This window comes from Eoetvoesiella sp. (assembly GCF_035555955.1).
GTDB lineage: Bacteria > Pseudomonadota > Gammaproteobacteria > Burkholderiales > Burkholderiaceae_B > Eoetvoesia.
In genome coordinates, this window is record NZ_DATMGA010000014.1 from 95987 (window position 1) to 114897 (window position 18911).

Genomic DNA, 18911 nt, shown 5'->3' on the forward strand with positions numbered 1-18911 from the left:
CGCTTGTGCATCGCGCTTCAATTATGACGGTTTTGCATTCGCCGGCGCAAGCTCGCCCGATTGCAGCAGCTGACCCTGCCCCCATGGGGGCGCGGCGTGGCGCAGCGCCTGTTCCAGCAGGGCCAGGAACTGGGCGCGGGGCAAGGGGGCCGCGCCCAGGCTGGCCAGATGCCGGGTTTGCTGCTGGCAGTCGATGTGCGCGACGCCGTGCCTGGCCAGATAGGCCACCAGATAGGCCAGCGCCAGCTTGGAGGCGTCGCTGGCCCGGCTGAACATGGATTCGCCGAAAAAGAATCGCCCCAGGCTCACGCCATACAGGCCTCCGGCCAGCTCGCCGTCGATCCAGGTTTCAATGCTGTGGACGCGCCCCGCCTTGTGCCACTGGAAATAGGCTTCCTGGATTTCCCGGGATATCCAGGTGCCGTTCTGATGCAGCCGGGGTTCGGCGCAGGCCTGCATGACCTGGGGAAAGGCGGTGTTCAGGCGGATCTGGATGCGGGCACCGGCTTCCTGTTCGTGGCGGGCCAGCTGGCGCAGTTTTTTTTGCAGGGAGTGCGAGGTCTTGAAGTCGGCGCAGCGCAGCACCATGCGCGGGTGCGGGCTCCACCAAAGCACGGGATCGCCTTCGTTGTACCAGGGGAAAATGCCTTTGGAATAAGCCTCGGTCAGGCGCGTCAGCGTCAACTCGCCGCCCGCGGCAAGCAGGCCGTCGTCGAAGGCCTGATCAGGAGGCGGAAGCGGAACATCGCCTTCGAGCCAGGCCAGGGTCTTCACGCTGTCGCTCCAATCAGGCCCTAGTGCGCGACGGGCCAGGGAATGTCGTAGTGGCGCATGGGAAACCGGCCGCTGGGCTGGTCGTTGAAATAGTGTTCGAGCGTGGTGCTGACGGTGCGGAAGGCCAGGTCGTCCCAGGGGATTTCCGACTTCGAGAAAAATCCCGCTTCCAGGCTTTCGGGGCCGGGGTTGAGCTCGGTGCTGAGCACCTTGGCCAGAAAGAAGAAGTGCACCTGATTGGCATAGGGCACGTCGATGACGGTATACAACGGCCCCAACTCGATCTGCGCGCCGGCTTCTTCCTGGGTTTCGCGCTCGGCGCCCTGGGCGGTGGTTTCGCCCAGCTCCATGAAGCCAGCGGGCAGCGTCCATTTGTCGTAGCGCGGGTGGATGGCCCGCCGGCAAAGCAGCACTTTATCGCCCAGCACCGGCAGCACGCCCACGACGTTGCGGGGATTCTGGTAGTGGATGGCGCCGCAGTTGTCGCAGACATCGCGTATGCGGCTGTCGTCGGCCGGAATGCGCTGGGTCAGTGACGAGCCGCATTGGCTGCAGAATTTTTGCGTTCGTGGTGCCGGGAAATAGAAGGAGGGGGCTGGCATGGTCATGGCGTTATTCTATAGGCAATTGGCACGTTTTATTCTTTTATTCGCCGCCAGCGACGGGGAAGCGTGAAAAGGCCAGAATCCGAGGGATGTCCTGGGCGGGACGAAACGCCAGGGGCGCCGGTTTGGCGGGGCGGGCGGCCTGTGTCCCGTAGGCTGTGATCATGACCGGGCTGTCGGGCTCGCCTTGCTCCAGAAGCTCCAGCAGCGCCCGGCCGTCCGTGGCGCGCAGCGCGTCGAAAACCGCCATGGAGTCGCGCCCCGCGACGAGGCCCGGTCCATGCTCGGTGTCTGCGTACAGCCTGCCTTCGTCATCGACCCACCAGGAGTGTATTTGTTCCACGTCCAGCCCCGTATGGGTTTGCAGGACGGGACCGGGGCCGGCCAGGCTCAGGATGAGGGGTGCGGCGTCCAGCCGCACGAACACGCGCTGCGGGCCGTTCTGGAAATACCAGCGGCCTTGCGCGTCGTGGGTGTAGTTGCGATTGATGAACGCGAGGATCCGCGAGCTGGTAATGGCCTCGCCCGGCGGCAGGCTGGTGTTTGCGCCGGGCAGCGGCGCGCCTTCGCATGTTACGGCCCAGCCGTCGCCTTGCGGGTGCAGGCGCCATTGTCCCTGCTGGTTCAGCGACAGCCAGCCGTAGGCGCTGGGCACATCCGGCCAGCGCGACATCGCCGCCGCGACTTGATCGTCCATGGTCGTGAAAGTAGTAGTTGGCAACTTATGCATCTTAACTCGCCGGGTGTTTCGCGCTCATGCGACAGGCCTGGTGAAGGCCTGGATCGGGCAGCCAACCCGGAAGCGGTCGGATATCAGCGGGATGCAACCATTGAAAGATCAAAATTGGTTACGTAATGCACGATTTAGCGCGAAGATGTCACCAAAATTGGACTTTTTGGCTACAATGCGCTACCCTAAAGAAGAATGAGCAGGGGGCGCGGTGCCAGCCTGCAAGCTTTAAGGAGAACGCATGTCTTTGTCGAAAAAACCGACTCAAAAGAAAACGCCATTCGTCGTCGAGCCCCTGAATTGGGTGGCTCCCGAAAGGCGGAACAAAGAAGCGCCGCGCCGTGAAGCCGCTGAAAAAGAAGACGACAAGGATTCGAGCGAATCCTGACGATTGCCGCAAAGGCCCGAATGGCCCGCGGCGCATCCATCTTATCGCCGTATAGCCAGATCGGCGCCGCTAAAAAATGCACGCTTTGCGTGCATTTTTTATTGTGTGGCAGGAAGGAGCGCGTTAACGCTTCAGGGATGTGCTTTTGCTGGATCCTTGACCGCGTCGAATTTATCGAATTCGACGGCGGTGACCTTGTCGCCTACTTTCTCGATCTTTCGTAAATAGACGGTATTGATGACATCCCGCGTTTCCGGGTCAATGGTCATGGGCCCTCGGGGGCTTTCCAAGGTCAGTCCTTTCATGGCATCCACGAGTTGGCTACGATCGGCCGGCAAGCCCACCTTTTTTATTGCCGCCGCGATGACGGCCATGCCGTCATAAGCGCCCACTGCCAGGTAGTTGGGCTCCATTTTTCCGCCGGATACGGTTTGATAAGTGTTGCGGAAGTCTTTGTTTTTCTGGCTGTTGTGCGAAAGCGTATAAAAGCCCGTGGATATCGCCCCCAGTGCGGCATCACCGGAAGCATCGAGAACATCCTGATCCACCCAGCCCTCCGGGGAAATCAGTTTGATGCCTGCTTTGGCCAAGCCACGTTCTTTGTAGGCTTTATAGAAAAGAATGACCGGCTCGCCAACAGGAAAGAAGGCGAAGACCGCGTCGGGCTTCTCGTCCTTGGCTTTTTGCAGGTATGGGGCGAAATCCACATTAGTCAGGGGAACGGCTACTTCACCGCTTATTTTGCCGCCTGCATGCTCGAACGATTTCTTGAACCATGTCGCTGCTTCTGTGGCTGGCGCAAAGTCGGCCAAAACCATGTAGACCGTTTTTATCCCCTGCTTGGCGGCCCATTCGCCCAACGGATAGGCCGTTTGCGCGGGTGTGAACGACGTGCGTACGATGTATGGCGATTTTGTGGGAATGATTGAAGTGGCCGCGTTCATAAGCACCATGGGGATCTTCGCCTGGGTGGCAAGAGGAGCCACCGCCATGGCTCCGGGGGTAAAGTCGAACCCTGTCAGGATATCCACTTTGTCCCGGGTTATAAGTTCCTGCGCTACCCGTTTGGCCACTTCGGGGTTTGCTCCGGCGGTATCACGATAGATGATTTTCGTGTCGTGCCCGGCCAGTTTTCCGCCGTTCTGCGCCAGATAGGTGTTGATTCCGTTCTGAAGCTGTCTTCCGCCAACTTCGTACATGCCCGACATGGACGCTATCACGCCGATCTTCACTGTCGGTTTGGTGCTTTGCGCGTAGGGTGCCGTGCAAAACAGCACGGCACCCAATGTGGCAAGAATGCGTGTTTTATTCATTTTGTCTCCATCATGGTCTTATGTTGAACTGCATTGCCTTCAATTCAATTTAAAGTGGATGGAAGGCTGTATCAATGCAATACGGACAATACATAACATTGTTCCAGCCAATAGCGCGTTTTTTGATGGGCAAGATGGTGTTGGTCATGGCCGGCCATTATTGCAGTCATCAATGACTGCTATTGAATTGGCCATATTGTGGCTTTCCTGGCGCCAGCCTAGTATTTTGAGTAGTCGCGACAACCAAGCAACGCCATGCTCTCGGGGGCTGACTTTATTAGCACTGAAGTGGTGCGGGGAAACGGCATGGGTTGCGGAACCTGAAAGGACGAGAATGCTTGAACTTTATCATCATGGATCTTCGGTTTGCGCCGCGAAGGTGCGTCTAGCATTGGACGAGAAGGGCCTCGAATGGCAAGGGCATTATGTCGATGTTCTAAAGGGCGATCAGTTTTCAAAGGATTATTTGAAAATCAATCCCAAGGCATTGGTTCCCGCCCTTAAGCACAATGGAAAGATAGTTACTGAATCGACTTTGATATGCGAGTATCTTGACGAGGTTTTTCCCGATATACCGCTCAAGCCCGTCAGTGCGTTCGAGAAAGTTCAGATGCGGTTATGGACGAAAGCGGTGGATGAGGTGATACATCCGATCTGCGGTGAAATCACATTTGCATCATGCCATCGCCATATTGTGCGGCGCCTTCCTCCCGATGATTTGCAACGGTTTTTAGCCAGCACACCGTCTCTTTCCGTTACGCCGGAATGGCATGATCGCAAGAAAGAATTGGTGAACAAAGGGTTTGACGCGCCCGGCATCGATGTGAAGTTTCGGATATACGACGGATACTTGCAAAAAATGGAAGAAACTCTCGCGGAGCGCAGATGGTTGGCCGGCGACACGTTTTCTTTGGCCGATATCGGGATGGTTCCCTATGTCAATCGTCTTGCAATGATGAGCATGTCGGACATGTGGGAAAAATCCAGGCCGCGTGTTACGCAATGGTTCGAAACGGTAAAGAGCCGGCCGTCGTTCCATTCGGCGCTTATCAAGTGGTGTCCCGAGGATCTTACCAATGATTTGAGGGAATTTGGCGCTCAGAGTTGGCCGGAAGTAAAACGTATGCTGCGTAAGTGAGATTGAATTTCCTGCCTTGAAAATACACACGCTGACGGCGATTTTCTGACGGCGCCTTCATAATTTAAAGACAACACCAGTTGTTGCGGCAGTGGTAAAAAGGAGTGGAGACATGTGGCTTAAAAATGTTTGGTATATCGCAGCGTTCGAGCATGAGTTCGAACAGCCTTTTGTGGCACGCCGCCTGCTCGACGAGCCGGTCGTCATGTTCCGGACTTCCTCGGGCGACTATACGGCGCTTTACGATGTCTGTCCCCATCGCTTGATGCCTTTGTCTTGCGGCAAGCGTATCGATGATGCCATTCAGTGCGGCTATCATGGCATGAGCTTTGCGCGGGACGGGCGATGCGTGGATATCCCAGGGCAAAAGCAGATACCGGCGGCGGCAGCCGTCAAGACATACCCGCTGATTGCCCGACATGGATTTGTCTGGATCTGGCCTGGCAATGCTGATTTGGCGGATCCCGCCTTGATTCCCGACCTGCACTGGCACGACGACCCGCAGTGGGTATCGTCGCGAGGCTACCATAATGTTCGCGCGGATTTCAGGCTGATGAACGACAATTTGCTTGATCTCAGCCATGAAACCTATGTGCATCACCAAACCATAGGCAATGGCGAAGAGCAGAGCATCGCCAATTATCCTATTGCTGTAACGACGGAAGGCGATTGCGTTGTGAGTGCGCATCGTGAAATGCCCGGTATAGAGGCGCCACCTTTCTTCGCCATGATTCTGGATTACCGCGGACTTATCGACCGCTGGCAGACGGCGATCAATTTTGTGTCGGGCATCAATATTACCGTTGCCGCCGTGTGTCCGGTAGGCGTGGATCGGGCCAATGCCTCCATCAGCCATGTGCTGCATCTGTTGACACCGGAGACGGAGACGTCGACGCATTATTTCTGGGCCAATACCCGGAACTACCGGCTCGACGACAATGAGCTTACCGAAACCATACGCAAAGCGGTCGTGGCGACTTTCGATGAGGACAAGGGGGTACTGGAACAGCAACAACGACAAATCGAGATGTTGAAGATCCCGGTTCCCCATGTGGCGATCAAACTGGACGAAGCCCCTTTGCGAGCCCGGCGATTATTGGATCGATGGGTGAAGGCGGAGGCTGAGAATCCGGCAACAGTCGTTTCGCCGATTGATCTGATTCCTGGTTCCGTTCTTGTGTAAGACCCGGGAAAACCGATAAACGCTATCCCTTTGCGTCACCCTGTGGCGCCCGGATAGCGAAGGCAACAAAAAACACGCCGATTTACGTCGGCGTTTTTTTTTGTAAACAGAAGGCGCAGAGCGGGAGCTGAGCCCGCGACCGCGTCTACTATTGAAGCGCTTCCTGCTTTGGCGTCAGTTCAGGCTTTGCGCGAATTCCTTTTCGTCGTAAAGCCAGGCATTGCCTTCGCAGAACTGTTCCGCCGTGCGGCTGCGCAGGAAGGCGTTGCGCAGGTCGCGGGTGGCTCCGGCCGCGTGATAGACATTGCCGTATAGTCGCGCCGTGAGCTGTGCGCGAGCGGTGCGCAGGTAGCGTGCTTCCTGGTAGACCAGGAATGCCGCAGCCAGGTCCCCATCCGAGTGCTGCACTTTGCTGGCCAGGCAGAAGGCGTCTTCCATGGCCATGCAGGCGCCTTGGGCAAGATATTGCAGCATGGGATGAGCCGCATCGCCCAGCAGGGTAACCCGTCCCTTGCTCCAATCTTTGATAGGTTCGCGGTCGCACAATACCCACATGCGCCACGATTCGATCTTGTCCAGCATCTGCTTGACCTCGGGCACGACGCCCTGGAACCGCAGCATGAGCTCTTCGGTATCGCCGTACGAATCCCAGCCTTCCTCATAGCGGTCGCTATGGAAGACGGCGACCAGATTGAACAGCTTGCCGCCGCGCAGCGGGTAGTGCACCAGGTGGTTTTTGGGGCCGGCCCATAGCGTCATGGCATTGCGCTGGTTGGCTTTGGGCACTTCCTCGATGGGCAGGACGGCGCGGTAGGCGATGTGCCCCGAAACGCGGGGCTTGCCGTCGCCCACGATTTTCGCGCGCACGGTCGACCACAGGCCGTCGGCGCCGATCAGGGCATCGCCGGTATAGGTCTCGCCCGCTTCCGTGTGCACGACGACGCGGCCGCCCTGGTCTTCGAAGTCCGTCATCTTGCAGCCGGAGTGCATGGATATCTGCGGGTAGTGCTGGCATTCGTCCAGCAGCACGGCGTGCAGATCGGCACGATGGATCAGCCCATAGGGGTGACCGAAGCGCTTGCGGATGAGCGTTGCGGCGGGAATGACCGTGACCTCGTCGCCCGAGATGCTGTCCATGACGACCAGGTCTTCCGGGAAGGCCGCGAGGGCGCTGATGCGTTCGGTCAGGCCCAGTTGATCGAACAGATAGAAGGCGTTGGGGCCGAGCTGGATGCCGGCACCGATTTCCTTGAATTCGCTGGCCTGCTCGAACAGATGGATCCGATGCCCTTGCTTTGCCAGTGACAGCGCGGCGGCGACACCGCCTATGCCGCCGCCTACGATCAAGAAGGTGTATTCGTTGTTGCTCATGGTTGCTGCTGTCCTTTAATGATTTACAAGTAAGGAAATGCCAGTGACCAGGCCTTGCCTCTCGACAAGAATGTGCAAGGGCAATGCGTCTGTCTGGCGTATGTAAGGTGATGGGTATTGCATGAGAGCAATGGTAGATTTTGAGTTTTATTGTGACAATGCAGCCCGGTTAATATGGGGAATTGCGCTGAACAATAAAACAATGAAAGCGACCCGGCAGCCTGGGAGGATTGGCGGATGCGGGAGGTCGGAGTCATTGGATGAACAGGGTCGCTACGGTATTGCGCAACCATTGATTGGCCGGGTCGCGGTGGTATCGTTCGTGCCAGTATTGCTTGACCGGGTAGGTGGGGAGCTTGATGGGCGCGGTAAGTAGTTTTGTCTGGCCTTCGCCGGCCAGGATGCTGCCCAGGTGCGCCGGGACAATGGCGACGAGGTCGGAGTGCGCAACGATGCCGGCGACGCCAAGAAACGAGGGAACGCGGATGACGACATTGCGGGTAATGCCTTGTTCTTCTAAAGCCTTGTTCAGTATCCAGTGGCCGGTGCCGCGCGGCAGCACTACCTCTATGTGTCGTTCGTCCAGAAAGTCTTCCAGACGCATCTGGTCGTTCAGTCGGGGATGGTGCTGGCTGGCCATGCAGATGAAGCCTTCTTCGAAAAGCCTTTGCTGGTAGAACGGGGCGGGAATGTCCACGGTGAACCCCATCGCTATGTCGACGTCTCCCGATTCCAGCAGGCGCGCGGCGTTCTCGTCCAGATTTACCGTTTCAATCCGCACGCCGGGCGCCGTCTTTCTCAAGTAGGCGAGAAGCTTGGGCAGAATGACGGTTTGCCCGACATCGGTCATGCATATCCTGAACACATGGTTGGCGGTGGCAGGATCGAAGGGTTGCGGCATTCCGGCGTTGCCGGCGCACAATGCCAGCGCATCCCGAATGGCGGGAATCATGGCTTCGAGACGAGGAGTGGGCTGCATGCCGTTGGAGGTGCGGACGAATAGCGGGTCGTTGAAGTGGTCACGCAATTTTCCCAGCCGTATGCTGATCGACGGTTGCCCAAGGCCGATTTTTTCCACGGCTATCGACACGCTTTTCGTTCGATAGATTTCATCCAGAATCTGGAAGTCCTTGACATCTATGTCGATCATTCCGGGGTCTCCTGATTGCCGTTGCGAGGATGCATCCGGCCGTCACTGGAGCCGGACTTCAAGCGCAACTCGAAATCCGGCCGGTTTCTTTTCGGGGTGGAATACGGCGTGGCCGGCTAGCCGCGGCTTTCCCGCCATAGACCCAGCGCCTTTTGGGCGGGGCGGTCGGAGAAGCTGAACAGCACCGAGTCTTCGGCTGGTTCGTGCTGGACCTGGCACCACGACGGCACGACGAAGACGTCGTGCGGCCCCCATGGAATGGTCTGGTCGCCGATGCGGCTGCTGCCGTGGCCCTCCACGACGCAGTAGACGGTGCCGTCCGTGGACCGGTAGGGTTCGCTCTTGAAGCCCGAAGGCAGGAATTGCGTGTAGGCGGCAATGGTGGGCATGGGCGAACCCCCGGTGGCGGGATTCGTGTATTGCAGCTTGACGCCGTGGTGGGCGTCGAGCGGGCCGTTGCGATACAGACGATCCAGGACTTCCCGGCTGCGGCTGTAGGGGTAGACGAACAGCGGCGACGAAAGGCTGGAGGGCGTGTATTCCAGCGGTAGCAGGGCGGCGCCGTAGCGCGCCTGCGCATCGCCTTCCGGCCGCTCGATGGCCTGGGTTTCCTGGGGGTAGCTTTCGAAGAAGCTGGTCGTGAACATGTTCACGATGGGCACGTCCAGTCCGTCCAGCCAGATCACGGGCTCGTCGCCGGGATTGCCGTGGTCGTGGAAAGTCCACGATGGCGTGATGATGAAATCGCCCGGGTGCATGGTGATGCGCTCTCCGTCGACGGCGGTGTAGGCGCCGTGGCCTTCGATGACGAGGCGCAGGGCCGCGGCCGCGTGGCGGTGGCTGGGAGCGATCTCGCCAGGCATGATGAGCTGCAGGCCGGCGTACAGGCTTTGCGTGATCTGCGAAATGCCCCGCAGGTTGGGATTTTCCAGAACCAGGACGCGGCGCTCGGCCTCGCGCGCCGTGATGAGGCCGCCGGCCTCCATGAGCAGCGCGCGCATCCTGGGGTAGTTCCAGCAGGCCGGAACATATTCCGGGCGCGGCTCGGCGGTGACCAGCCTGGCCATGGCGGCCCACAGCGGCGCGACATCGTGGCGATCCAAGCGCTCGTAAAACTCGCGCCGGGCTGCTTCCAGTTCTGGCGTTTCGGGGGATGTGGCGTGACTCATGGCGCTCTCCGCGTACTGGTTGCCGGGATTCAGGCGGCGGCGCGAACCTTGACGTCCAGCGAGCCGATGCGTTCTATCGAGGCATGCATGACGTCGCCCGGAACCAGCGGGCCCACGCCTTCCGGCGTACCGGTGATGATGACGTCGCCGGGCTGCAGAGTATAGAAGGACGATGCGAATTCAATGAGCTCGGGCACGCCCAGGATCAGGTCGGCGGTATTGGATTTTTGGCGCTGTTCGTCGTTGACTTTCAGGGAAAGCTCCAGGTTCGAGGCGTCGGGCAGTTCGTCGGCCGTGACCAGCCACGGGCCAAGCACCGTGTAGCTGTCTGGCGATTTGCGCAGGCTGCGTTCTTCGGGGCCGCGGATGGTGATGTCCAGGCCTATGCAGTAGCCGGCCACGTAGTTCAGCGCGTCTTCGCGGCGGATGTTGTTGCCCTGCTTGCCGATCACCACGGCCAGTTCGACTTCGTGGTCGTTGCGCCGATCCAGCTTGCGCAGAGCCACGCCGGCATGCTCGCCCACCAGCGAGCTCGGGGCCTTGAGGAACAGGCCGGCGCGCTGGATGTGGTTGATCTGGTTGTCGTGATGCAGGTTGCGGTCGTCCAGGACTTCCTGCAGGTGCTTTACGTAGTTGACCGGCGCGGCGATGATCTTGCCGGGATTGGCCACCGGCGAGAGCAGATGGGCTTGATCCAGCGGCAGCGTGGGGGCCTTATCCTTGATGGCCTCGATGCGGGCGCGAACCTTGTCCAGGTCGGCGATGAGGGGATCGTGGCCGGGCAGGGGATAGCGGTGAGCCGGCAGGACGTCCAGGGCGGCGCTGACGTCGCGGACGAGGGAGCCCTCGACGAGACCGAGTTGATTGTTGCCGAATCTACAGATTTTCATGATGGGACTCCGAATGCGGGGCCGCGGTCTTTGAGCGGCGATTTTGGGATGATGATGCGCGCCGGCCCATGCCTTCCTATGGTGTCGGAACCTGAAGGGGACTTGGGCGAGGCGCGAACGATGGAGCAAGTATAGGAAGGGCTTAACTATCAGTCTAGACATCATGTATGATAATTGTTATCAATTATTTTGATTTTTATCGTCTTGGTGGGATATGGACAATATCGACTTGAAGCTGCTGGCCGTTTTCGACGGCATCTACAAGACGGGTAATATTTCGCAGGCCGCCGAATCGCTGGGCATAGGCCAGCCTGCGGTCAGCATGAGCCTGCGCAGGCTGCGCGAGCACTTCAACGATCCGCTGTTCGTGCGCACCTCCGGCGGCATGGCGCCCACCTCCCTGGCCGAGGACCTGAAGCCGTACGTGACGCAAACATTGGCCCTGCTGCATACCACGCTGGACTACCGCGCGCGGTTCGATCCGGCCACTTCCGAGCGCACGTTCCGCGTCTGCATGAGCGATATCGGCCAGGTGACGGCATTGCCCGCCTTGCTGGAAGTCATCAAGCGCGATGCGCCATCCATCCGGATCGAAATCACGACGGTTTCCGAACACACGCCCAAATTGCTGGAATCCGGCGAGGTGGATCTGGCCGTGGGCTTCATGACCAGGCTGGATGCCGGCTTCTACCAGCAAAAGCTGCTGGACGAGCGCTTTGTCTGCATTGCGCGTTCGGGGCATGCCCGCATCGGCCCGACACTCAGCCTGCGCCAGTTCCAGGAAGAACTGCATATGGTGGTGAGTTCGTCGGGAACCAGCGACGAGCTTATCGACCGGATGCTCCAGACGAACAATGTCCAGCGCACCGTGGCCGTGCGCGTGCCGAATTTCGCCGGCATCACCGCCAATATCGAGAACACGGACTATCTGGTCATCGTGCCGGAACGCCTGGGGCTGTTCCTGCAGAAAGGCTGGGACATCAAGGTGCTTCCCCTGCCGTTCGAGGCGGTCAGCTATCAGGTCATGCAGCACTGGCACGAACGCCATGCCCGCGAGCCCGGCAACCGCTGGCTGCGCGCAGTCATGTCCGGAATCTTCCAGCAACCCTCATAAGTGGATGGTTATGTCCCGCCGGTAAAAAGTCATTGGAGGTATTTTTTCAGGTTCTTCAAAATGTGCCGACACAGTCAAGATGTGTTGGCACAGATAAAAACACCGGCCGTATCCGCCGGCGCGCATGGCGACGCCACGGAAGCAGCGGTCGTGAATAATAAACAGACCCTGGAGTAGACAAGGTGAGATCCGAATTCAGAAAGTACGCAGTAGTGGCCCTGCTGTTTGTATTCATGGTGGTGAACTTTGCCGACAAGGCGGTTCTGGGCATTGTCGGGGTGCCGTTGATGAAGGACGTGGGCATTACGCCGCAGGAGTTCGGCTACATCGCCAGCTCGTTCTTCCTGCTGTATTCAATTTCGGGCATTGCGTTCGGCTTCCTGGCCAATCGCATCAAGTCGAAATACATCCTGCTGGGCCTGGCCGCCGTCTGGGCGTTGACCCAGTTTCCGGTGGTGTTCTGGCCGACGGTGCCGATCCTCGTCATGTCGCGCATGTTGCTTGGCGCGGCGGAAGGGCCCGCCTATCCCGTCGCGGTACATGCCGTCTACAAGTGGTTTCCCGACGACCGGCGCACGCTGCCGACGGCCATGCTGTCGCAGGGGGCGCCGGTGGGGGTGATCATTGCGGCGCCGCTGCTGGCCCATCTGATCGCCCGCTATTCCTGGCATGCGGCGTTCATCGCCTGCGGCGTGCTGGGCCTGGCCTGGTGCGTGTTGTGGGCCTTTATCGGTAAAGAGGGCGGGCATGGCGAGCCGGCTTCCCGGCCGGCGGGCACGGCGGTTGCCGGCTTCGACGAGGACGGCCCGCGTATTCCGTATTCGCGCCTGCTGCTGGATCCGTCGCTGATAGGCACCGTGCTTGCCACGTTCGCCGCGTTCTGGATATTGACCGTGGGCCTGACCTGGCTGCCGCCTTATCTCGAGCAAGGGCTGGGATACGTCACGGTGGACATGGGATGGCTGATCGCCGTGATCGTGGGCGCCAATATTCCGTTCCAGCTTGGCGGCTCGTGGTTGTCGCAGCATCTGCTCGTCAAGAAGGGCGTGCCCTCGCGCTTGTCCCGTGCCGTGCTCATGAGCGGCCTCATCGCGCTGGGCGGTGTCAGCCTTTTCGCCGCTATGCTGCTGGACTTTGGGCCAGTCGCAAAAATCGTGTTCCTGGCCATAGGCTGCGCCTTGCCCAATATCGTGTTCTGCATCGGGCCCGCCATTATCGGCGAGTTCGCGCCGCTTCGGCAGCGCGCCGGCCTGCTGGCCATCAACAGTTCGGTGGGCACGACGGCGGGCTTGATCGCGCCCACGGTGACGGGCTGGCTGGTCGGCGCGGCGGGCAAGGCGAACGTGGCCGCCGGCTACGCAAACAGCTATATGTTCGCTGGCGCGCTGCTCGTGGTGTTCGGCCTGCTGGGCTGCTTCATCATCGATCCCGCCCGGAGCGCGGCCAGGAACCGCCGGCTCTGCGAGGGCGCGCAGACCTGCCCGGCCGATGACCGGCAATCCATGTCTCACGCACCGACTTAGCGTGTATGCATGGAGGCGGCGGCCTTGGCGCCCGCCGGATGGTTGCAATGATTATGTTTTGTCGCGGGCGTTGCGTATGTCGTCTTTGGCTTCGCCGATCTTTCGCTGGACTTTGCCCACGGCCTTGTCCACTTTGCCTTCGGTTTCCGTTGCGCGATTCCCCGTGACCTTGCCCACGGCTTCCTTGATCGTGCCCTTGACTTCCTTGCCTGCGCCCTTGATGCGGTCGTTGTCCATGTTCGTTCCTTTCTTGATCGAGTACGGATGAAATCCACAGGCCGTGTGACAGGCGCTTGACGGAATGCCGATGCCCCCAACGGCTGCGGATATCTGCACTTTATCCATGGACCGCACCTGCAGAAAGACCAGCCAGTACTAGGAGCACTAGTATTTTTGGACGTTTTATTTCGTACGGTTTTTCTTGCCGTGAGAGAATTCCTCGTAGCCGATAATGCCACGCTCTCGTGCCCATACAATCGCTGCGCTGCGCCTGTGCACATCGATCTTGCTGTAGATCGTGGCCACATGGTTGCGCACGGTATTGCGCGCCAGATGGAGTGTCGCGCCGATTTCTTCGTCGCTTTGTCCCTGGCACATCAGCCCCAGGACATCATGCTCACGCGGCGTCAAGTCGGCCAGCTCCAGCGCGTTGTCCTGCCTGCCTTGCGGTCGCCGGATCTGCGCCAGCTTTTCGATGACAGTGCGGCTGAACCACGATGTGTCCTGCATGACTGTTTCGATTGCCGCGATAAGTTCCACTTCGGACTGCCTGCGCTCGGTGATGTTCTGGATGACGAACAGCACGCACGGCTTTTCCTGGATGCTGACGGTCTCGGCTGAAGCCAGGCAGTCCAGCAGCGTGCCTTCCTTGGTCTGCAACTGGATTTCATGGTTGCGGACGCTGTTGGTCTTGATCAGCAAGGCTTCGAGTTTTTGGTATTCCCTGGCATCCGCCCATATCGAGAGGTCGGCCGAGTCATGGTTCAAGGTTTCTTCAGCCGAATAGCCGGTGGTGTTCAGGAATGCGTCATTCACTTCCAGCAAGTGAAACTTTTCGAGCGTACTCAAGAACATGGGAACGGGAGCAAGCCGGAAGGCTTTTGAAAAACGTTCCTGCATTCCCCGCAATTCATTTTCCACCTGTTTTCTCGGATCCAGGTCGATGAAGGTGAACAGCATGCAATCCCTGTCTCCCTCTTCCATGGGCTGGCCGGCGACGATGACAGATTTTTCCTTTCCGCCCGGCAGTTTGAGCTTGGCCTCCATTTGCGGAATGGTCTTGCCTTCGTTCAGGCTGGCGATAGCCTCATCCTTTTTGTCGGCATAAGCCAGGACATCGATTTCGTAAACGGATCTGCCTATGACCTTCTCGCGGCGATAGCCTGTCATGTCCAGGAACCCCTGGTTGACCCTGACGTAGCGTAAATCGGCCAGACAGCATATCAAGGCGGGGGCCGGATTGGCGTTGAACGTTTTTTCGAAGCGTTCTTCTGCGTTGTAGCGTTCGGTGACGTCGTGCATGACCAGCACAGCCGCTTCCGGATTTTTTGCCTCGTCGTTCAATATCAGGCCGCTTACCTGGTGTATTCGACGAAAATCGGCATCGTCCGCTCGCGTGACTTCCACCACTACATCGGCGAACTCATCTCCTGAAAGTACGCGCTCGATGGGATATTGCGCGCAGGACAACCGGTGGTTGTTTCTATACTTGAGCATGAATTTCTCGCCGTAGCCGTCGGCCGTTTTACCCAGTTCCTCCAGCGTTTGTACGCCGTGCATGTCAAGCGCCGTCTGGTTGGCCCAGGCGATGGACTTGTCGGGCTCGATCAGCATGACGCCTTCGATCAGGCCGCTGATGATCTGCTGCAGATGCTGGCGATTTGTGGTTGGGGCGATGGGCTCGGTACTCATATACGGCTCCGTAAGGGATTGCGCTTATGACATGTTGAGGCTCGCTAAGAATAGCCTGCCCGCCAAGATCCGGTCTTTTTAAAAAGTAAATTTACACGTTGTATGCTTTTGACAAACGCCCCAGGAGGGGCGCGCGAGGCCAATGCAATGCCCGCTTTGAGTCCGGTGTAAAAGCACTAGCAAAAATGAAGAGTTTCCATCTGTGCGCGGCGACGATGCATTTGTAGGATTGAGCTGCCTTGAGTGTTTTCCAAGGTATTTCAATCTAGGAGTGTTATATGAGCACCGATCAAAATCAAAATCCGCAAGTGCAGAATCCCGGCAATCGCCCGGTGGACGATCCGGGGCAGAAGCCTTCGCGCCAGGCGCCTGGTCAACAGCCTGGCGACCCCAGTCGCCAAAACGACCCTAGCCGGCCGGATGATCCAAGCCGCCAGAACGATCCTCATCGTTCAAGCGATCCCGATGGCCAAAACGACTCGCGCCGTTTGAGCGACTCGGCCCAGCGGGAAGCAGGCAAGGCCGGAGCGCCGCAGCCAAGCCGCGACCGCTGATCGCGGTTCGAAGCTGAGTTGCCGCCGTACGGGGCCGAGCAGCGGGGCCGGGGCGGCAGCTAGCTCGCAGCCGGCAGATCGGTTGCCGATCCCTTGCCGGCGCATGCCTTTCCGGTGCAAGATCCACTGCCGCCTTCAGCCCGAATTGCGCAGTCCGGCGGCGATGCCGTTGATCGTCATGTGTATGGCCCGCTGGATCTGGCTTTCCTTGTCGTCGCGGCGCGGCGCCTTTTCTCCTTCCTGCCGATGGCGCTTCAGCAGTTCGACCTGCAGGTGGTTGAGTGGGTCGATGTAGGCGAAACGTTCGCTCAGGGCATTGGCCAGCAGAGGGTCTTCGGCCAGCAATTCGCGCTGGGCGACCCGCGTGAACATTTCCCTGGTCAGCAGGAATTCGGCCTCGATGCGTCCGAACACATGGTTGCGCAAGGCGGCGTCCGCCACCAGGCCGGCGTACTGCCGGGCGATGCCCAGGTCGGTCTTGGCCAGCACCTGTTCCATGTTCGACAGCAGCGTCCTGAAGAAAGGCCAGTCGCGCGCCATCTTCCTCAGCATGGCCAGGCGCGCCGCGGCTGTCGCCGGCCCGTTCTCGTGGCCATGTTCGACGTAGCGATACAGGGCGGTTCCCATACCGTACCAGCCGGTCAGCAAGAGGCGGCACTGCGCCCACGAGAACCCCCATGGAATGGCGCGCAGGTCTTCGATCTTCTGGCTGGCCTTGCGCGACGAGGGCCGTGAGCCGATGTTCAGCCCGGCGATTTCAAGTATGGGCGTCGAGGCGAAGAAGTAGTCGTTGAAGCCCGGCGTGGCGTAGACCAGATCGCGATAGGCCTGCTGGGCCGTGGCCGACATGAAGTCCAGCGCCGAACCGAACCGGGCCATGTTCTCGTCTTCGGTTTGCGCCGCCGCCAGCTTGGGCGCCAGGCTGGCCTCGAGCGTCGCCGCGACGAACATTTCCAGGTGGTAGCGCCCGACTTCGGCGTTCTTGTACTTGGCCTGTATGACTTCGCCTTGCTCGGTCAGCCGTATCTGGCCGTTGACGGTGCCCGGCGGCTGGGCAAGGATGGCGTCGAAGCTCGATCCGCCGCCGCGGCCCACCGATCCGCCCCGGCCATGGAACAGCCGCAGGCGCGTCTTGCGTTTCAGGAATACCTGGACCAGTTGGCGCTCGGCCTGGTAGAGGGACCAGTTCGAGGTCAGATAGCCGCCGTCCTTGTTGCTGTCGGAATACCCCAGCATGACTTCCTGCACGCCGTCTTGCGCGTGGCGCACACGGGCCTTGACTTCGGGCAGGTCCAGCCATTGCGCCATGATGCCGGCGCTGCGCTCCAGGTCGGGTATGGTTTCGAACAAGGGCACCACCATCAGTCCGCCTTCGCTGTTGTCGGAAGCCTGGTTCCAGGCCGGCGCGATGAGTCCGGTTTCCTGCTGCAGCACCAGCACTTCGAGCAGGTCGCTGAGCGTTTCGGTGTGCGAAACGATGGCCTGCTTGATGGCCATGTCGCCATATTTCTTGCGGCAAGCCGCCGCCATGCGCAATATGGCCAGTTCTTTTTCGGTTTCGGCCGAATAGGATATCCACGGCGACACCAGGGGCCTGGCCTGGCGGATTTCGCTGCGCAGCAGGCTGATGCGCTCTTCCTCGGACAAGGCGGCGTAGTCGACGACCTTGTTGTTGCGCATGACGCAGGCCGCCTTGAACAGCTCGGTCAACACGCGTTCGTGGACGTCCGAGCTCTGGCGCAGATCGACCGTGGCCAGGTGGAAGCCGAATACGCTGGCGGCCTGGCGCAGGCTGTCGAGCCGCAGCGGCGCGATGAGCGAGCCGTGGTGCTTGCCGAGCGAGTCGAGCACGATTTGCAGGTCGTGCTCGAACTCCTGGGGATCCGCGTAGGGCGGGGCCTCGTAGGTCGGCCAAAGCGCCTGCGAATGGCCGGTCAGCGCGATGGACGTGGCGGCCAGCCTGGCATAGATATGGATGAAGGCGCGGCGGTACGGTTCGTCCAGCCGGTGGGGGGAGGGGTCCTGGCTTTCCTGGGCAAGCTCCCGCAGCGCGGGGCTTACCGGACTCAGCGACTGGGAGATGGAAACCTCGGTTCCCAGTTGCTTGACTTCGTGCAGGTAGTGGCGCAGCACCAGTGTGGACTGGCGCAGCAGCGCTTGCTCCAGTGTCGTCGCATTGACGTTGGGATTGCCGTCCCGGTCGCCGCCTATCCAGTTGCCCATGCGCAGGAATGGCGGCAGCGGCTCGCCGCTCTCGTCGAAAATGTTGCGGGCCGGGCCTTGCAACTGATTCGACAAGTCCTGGTAGAGCCGGGGAATGGCTGTCAGGAAGGTGCTGGTGTAGTAGGTGAGCGCATTGTCGATTTCGTCGATGACCGTCAGCCTTTGCTGGCGCAGCATGCGCGTCTGCCACAGCATGGCGACCAGGCCCGTCAGCCGTTTCTGCAGCGCGCGCCTTTCCGAAGGCGTCAGGGTGTCCTGTTCGTGGGCCAGCAGGGCGGCGATCTCGCGGTGCAGGTCCAGGGTGCTTTTGCGCTGGACTTCGGTGGGGTGCGCGGTAAGCACCGGCATGATGCAGGCGCTTTCCAGGTAGCGCCTAACCTTGTGTCCGCCAATGCCCTGGGCCTTCAGGAAGGTCAGGGCGTGCTGCAGGCTGCCGTGCGCCGGCTCGCCGCTGGTCAGCTCGTGCTTGCGCTGGCGCCGGTTCTGGTCGCGGTCTTCGGCGATGTTGGACAATTGCAGGAAATAGCTGAACGCCCGAGCGACCGAGTTGGCCTTGTGGCTGGCCAGCCGAACGATTTGACGCTCCAGGATTTTTCCCGATGCCGCATCCCCCTCGCGGCGAAACTTCACGGCCGCCTGACGAAGCTTTTCGATGATTTCGTAGACGGCCTTGCCGTCGCATTCCTTGATGACTTCGCCCAAGGTCTTGCCAAGCAGGCGGATATCGTTGCGCAGGGAAGAGGACGCCGCGGCGCCGGGTGCTGAGTGATCCACAAAGTCTCCTGGTAGGCCCGATGCCGCCGTGGCCCGTTTGTCTATGTTGCAGTGCAACCAACACTATAACCAGTCAGGCCGGGGTTTGACTAGGGGCGTGT

17 protein-coding genes are annotated in these 18911 nt (G+C 59.8%); 6 read left to right on the forward strand and 11 right to left on the reverse strand.

From position 1 onward, the window contains the following. Positions 1 to 21: 21 nt before the first annotated feature. The 3 genes from aat to VNT00_RS03835 are packed head-to-tail and all read right to left on the reverse strand — an operon-like array spanning position 22 to position 2076. Positions 22 to 774, reverse strand: coding sequence for a leucyl/phenylalanyl-tRNA--protein transferase (gene aat, locus VNT00_RS03825; protein ID WP_325584692.1), 753 nt, complete (start codon positions 772 to 774; stop codon positions 22 to 24). 20 nt (positions 775 to 794) lie between these two features. Continuing rightward, positions 795 to 1382, reverse strand: coding sequence for an NUDIX hydrolase (locus VNT00_RS03830; RefSeq protein ID WP_325584694.1), 588 nt, complete (start codon positions 1380 to 1382; stop codon positions 795 to 797). Positions 1383 to 1419: 37 nt separating this feature from the next. Then, a complete protein-coding gene (locus VNT00_RS03835) occupies positions 1420 to 2076 on the reverse strand; it encodes a DUF2946 family protein (RefSeq protein WP_414650880.1) in 657 nt (218 codons plus the stop codon). Between the two features lie 274 nt (positions 2077 to 2350). Here VNT00_RS03835 and VNT00_RS03840 point away from each other — a divergent pair, with 274 nt between their 5' ends. After that, positions 2351 to 2497 (forward strand): hypothetical protein, encoded by a 147-nt coding sequence (locus VNT00_RS03840; RefSeq protein WP_325584698.1) that lies wholly within the window; start codon positions 2351 to 2353, stop codon positions 2495 to 2497. Positions 2498 to 2628: 131 nt separating this feature from the next. On the opposite strand, the gene VNT00_RS03845 is transcribed toward VNT00_RS03840, so the two are convergent. Then, a complete protein-coding gene (locus VNT00_RS03845) occupies positions 2629 to 3810 on the reverse strand; it encodes an ABC transporter substrate-binding protein (protein WP_325584700.1) in 1182 nt (393 codons plus the stop codon). A 172-nt stretch (positions 3811 to 3982) separates the two neighbouring features. On the opposite strand from VNT00_RS03845, the gene VNT00_RS03850 reads away from it, so the two are divergent. Together VNT00_RS03850 and VNT00_RS03855 are read left to right on the forward strand one after the other, a co-directional pair. Continuing rightward, complete coding sequence (locus VNT00_RS03850) at positions 3983 to 4948, forward strand: glutathione S-transferase family protein (protein ID WP_325584702.1); 966 nt, start codon at positions 3983 to 3985, stop codon at positions 4946 to 4948. A gap of 112 nt (positions 4949 to 5060) precedes the next feature. Continuing rightward, a complete protein-coding gene (locus VNT00_RS03855; protein ID WP_325584704.1) occupies positions 5061 to 6131 on the forward strand; it encodes an aromatic ring-hydroxylating dioxygenase subunit alpha in 1071 nt (356 codons plus the stop codon). A 174-nt stretch (positions 6132 to 6305) separates the two neighbouring features. Here the strand turns inward: VNT00_RS03855 and VNT00_RS03860 are convergent, their stop codons facing one another. From VNT00_RS03860 to VNT00_RS03875, 4 genes are all read right to left on the reverse strand, one after another. Then, positions 6306 to 7502 (reverse strand): 3-hydroxybenzoate 6-monooxygenase, encoded by a 1197-nt coding sequence (locus VNT00_RS03860; RefSeq protein ID WP_325584706.1) that lies wholly within the window; start codon positions 7500 to 7502, stop codon positions 6306 to 6308. Positions 7503 to 7755: 253 nt separating this feature from the next. Further along, complete coding sequence (locus tag VNT00_RS03865; protein WP_325584708.1) at positions 7756 to 8652, reverse strand: LysR family transcriptional regulator; 897 nt, start codon at positions 8650 to 8652, stop codon at positions 7756 to 7758. 116 nt (positions 8653 to 8768) lie between these two features. Next, positions 8769 to 9821, reverse strand: coding sequence for a gentisate 1,2-dioxygenase (gene gtdA / locus VNT00_RS03870; protein ID WP_325584710.1), 1053 nt, complete (start codon positions 9819 to 9821; stop codon positions 8769 to 8771). A gap of 29 nt (positions 9822 to 9850) precedes the next feature. Then, positions 9851 to 10711, reverse strand: coding sequence for a fumarylacetoacetate hydrolase family protein (locus VNT00_RS03875; RefSeq protein WP_325584712.1), 861 nt, complete (start codon positions 10709 to 10711; stop codon positions 9851 to 9853). A 214-nt stretch (positions 10712 to 10925) separates the two neighbouring features. Between VNT00_RS03875 and VNT00_RS03880 the strand changes: the two genes are divergently transcribed. Both VNT00_RS03880 and VNT00_RS03885 read left to right on the forward strand, forming a co-directional pair. Next, a complete protein-coding gene (locus VNT00_RS03880; protein ID WP_325584714.1) occupies positions 10926 to 11825 on the forward strand; it encodes a LysR family transcriptional regulator in 900 nt (299 codons plus the stop codon). Positions 11826 to 12007: 182 nt separating this feature from the next. Beyond that, positions 12008 to 13348 (forward strand): MFS transporter, encoded by a 1341-nt coding sequence (locus VNT00_RS03885; protein WP_325584716.1) that lies wholly within the window; start codon positions 12008 to 12010, stop codon positions 13346 to 13348. Between the two features lie 51 nt (positions 13349 to 13399). Here the strand turns inward: VNT00_RS03885 and VNT00_RS03890 are convergent, their stop codons facing one another. Both VNT00_RS03890 and VNT00_RS03895 read right to left on the reverse strand, forming a co-directional pair. Then, entirely contained in the window at positions 13400 to 13585 is a 186-nt protein-coding gene (locus VNT00_RS03890; RefSeq protein WP_325584718.1) for a CsbD family protein, read from the reverse strand. Positions 13586 to 13750: 165 nt separating this feature from the next. Then, the gene (locus VNT00_RS03895) at positions 13751 to 15259 is read right to left on the reverse strand and encodes a helix-turn-helix transcriptional regulator (protein WP_325584719.1); all 1509 of its coding nucleotides are present in this window, start codon (positions 15257 to 15259) and stop codon (positions 13751 to 13753) included. A 278-nt stretch (positions 15260 to 15537) separates the two neighbouring features. Here VNT00_RS03895 and VNT00_RS03900 point away from each other — a divergent pair, with 278 nt between their 5' ends. Next, positions 15538 to 15813 carry a hypothetical protein gene (locus VNT00_RS03900; RefSeq protein ID WP_325584721.1) on the forward strand — a complete coding sequence of 92 codons (276 nt, stop codon included), beginning with the start codon at positions 15538 to 15540 and terminating at the stop codon, positions 15811 to 15813. Positions 15814 to 15948: 135 nt separating this feature from the next. Here the strand turns inward: VNT00_RS03900 and ppc are convergent, their stop codons facing one another. Next, positions 15949 to 18810, reverse strand: coding sequence for a phosphoenolpyruvate carboxylase (gene ppc, locus VNT00_RS03905; RefSeq protein WP_325584723.1), 2862 nt, complete (start codon positions 18808 to 18810; stop codon positions 15949 to 15951). Positions 18811 to 18911 lie beyond the last annotated feature (101 nt).

Coding starts and splice junctions, on each gene's coding strand:
- gtdA (WP_325584710.1), bottom strand. CDS start 9,821: ATGAGTCACGCCACATCCCCCGAAACGCCAGAACTGGAAGCAGCCCGG.
- VNT00_RS03845 (WP_325584700.1), bottom strand. CDS start 3,810: ATGAATAAAACACGCATTCTTGCCACATTGGGTGCCGTGCTGTTTTGC.
- VNT00_RS03850 (WP_325584702.1), top strand. CDS start 3,983: ATGACTGCTATTGAATTGGCCATATTGTGGCTTTCCTGGCGCCAGCCT.
- VNT00_RS03855 (WP_325584704.1), top strand. CDS start 5,061: ATGTGGCTTAAAAATGTTTGGTATATCGCAGCGTTCGAGCATGAGTTC.
- VNT00_RS03890 (WP_325584718.1), bottom strand. CDS start 13,585: ATGGACAACGACCGCATCAAGGGCGCAGGCAAGGAAGTCAAGGGCACG.
- VNT00_RS03830 (WP_325584694.1), bottom strand. CDS start 1,382: ATGACCATGCCAGCCCCCTCCTTCTATTTCCCGGCACCACGAACGCAA.
- VNT00_RS03865 (WP_325584708.1), bottom strand. CDS start 8,652: ATGATCGACATAGATGTCAAGGACTTCCAGATTCTGGATGAAATCTAT.
- VNT00_RS03880 (WP_325584714.1), top strand. CDS start 10,926: ATGGACAATATCGACTTGAAGCTGCTGGCCGTTTTCGACGGCATCTAC.
- VNT00_RS03835 (WP_414650880.1), bottom strand. CDS start 2,076: ATGGACGATCAAGTCGCGGCGGCGATGTCGCGCTGGCCGGATGTGCCC.
- VNT00_RS03840 (WP_325584698.1), top strand. CDS start 2,351: ATGTCTTTGTCGAAAAAACCGACTCAAAAGAAAACGCCATTCGTCGTC.
- VNT00_RS03900 (WP_325584721.1), top strand. CDS start 15,538: ATGAGCACCGATCAAAATCAAAATCCGCAAGTGCAGAATCCCGGCAAT.
- VNT00_RS03860 (WP_325584706.1), bottom strand. CDS start 7,502: ATGAGCAACAACGAATACACCTTCTTGATCGTAGGCGGCGGCATAGGC.
- VNT00_RS03875 (WP_325584712.1), bottom strand. CDS start 10,711: ATGAAAATCTGTAGATTCGGCAACAATCAACTCGGTCTCGTCGAGGGC.
- VNT00_RS03895 (WP_325584719.1), bottom strand. CDS start 15,259: ATGAGTACCGAGCCCATCGCCCCAACCACAAATCGCCAGCATCTGCAG.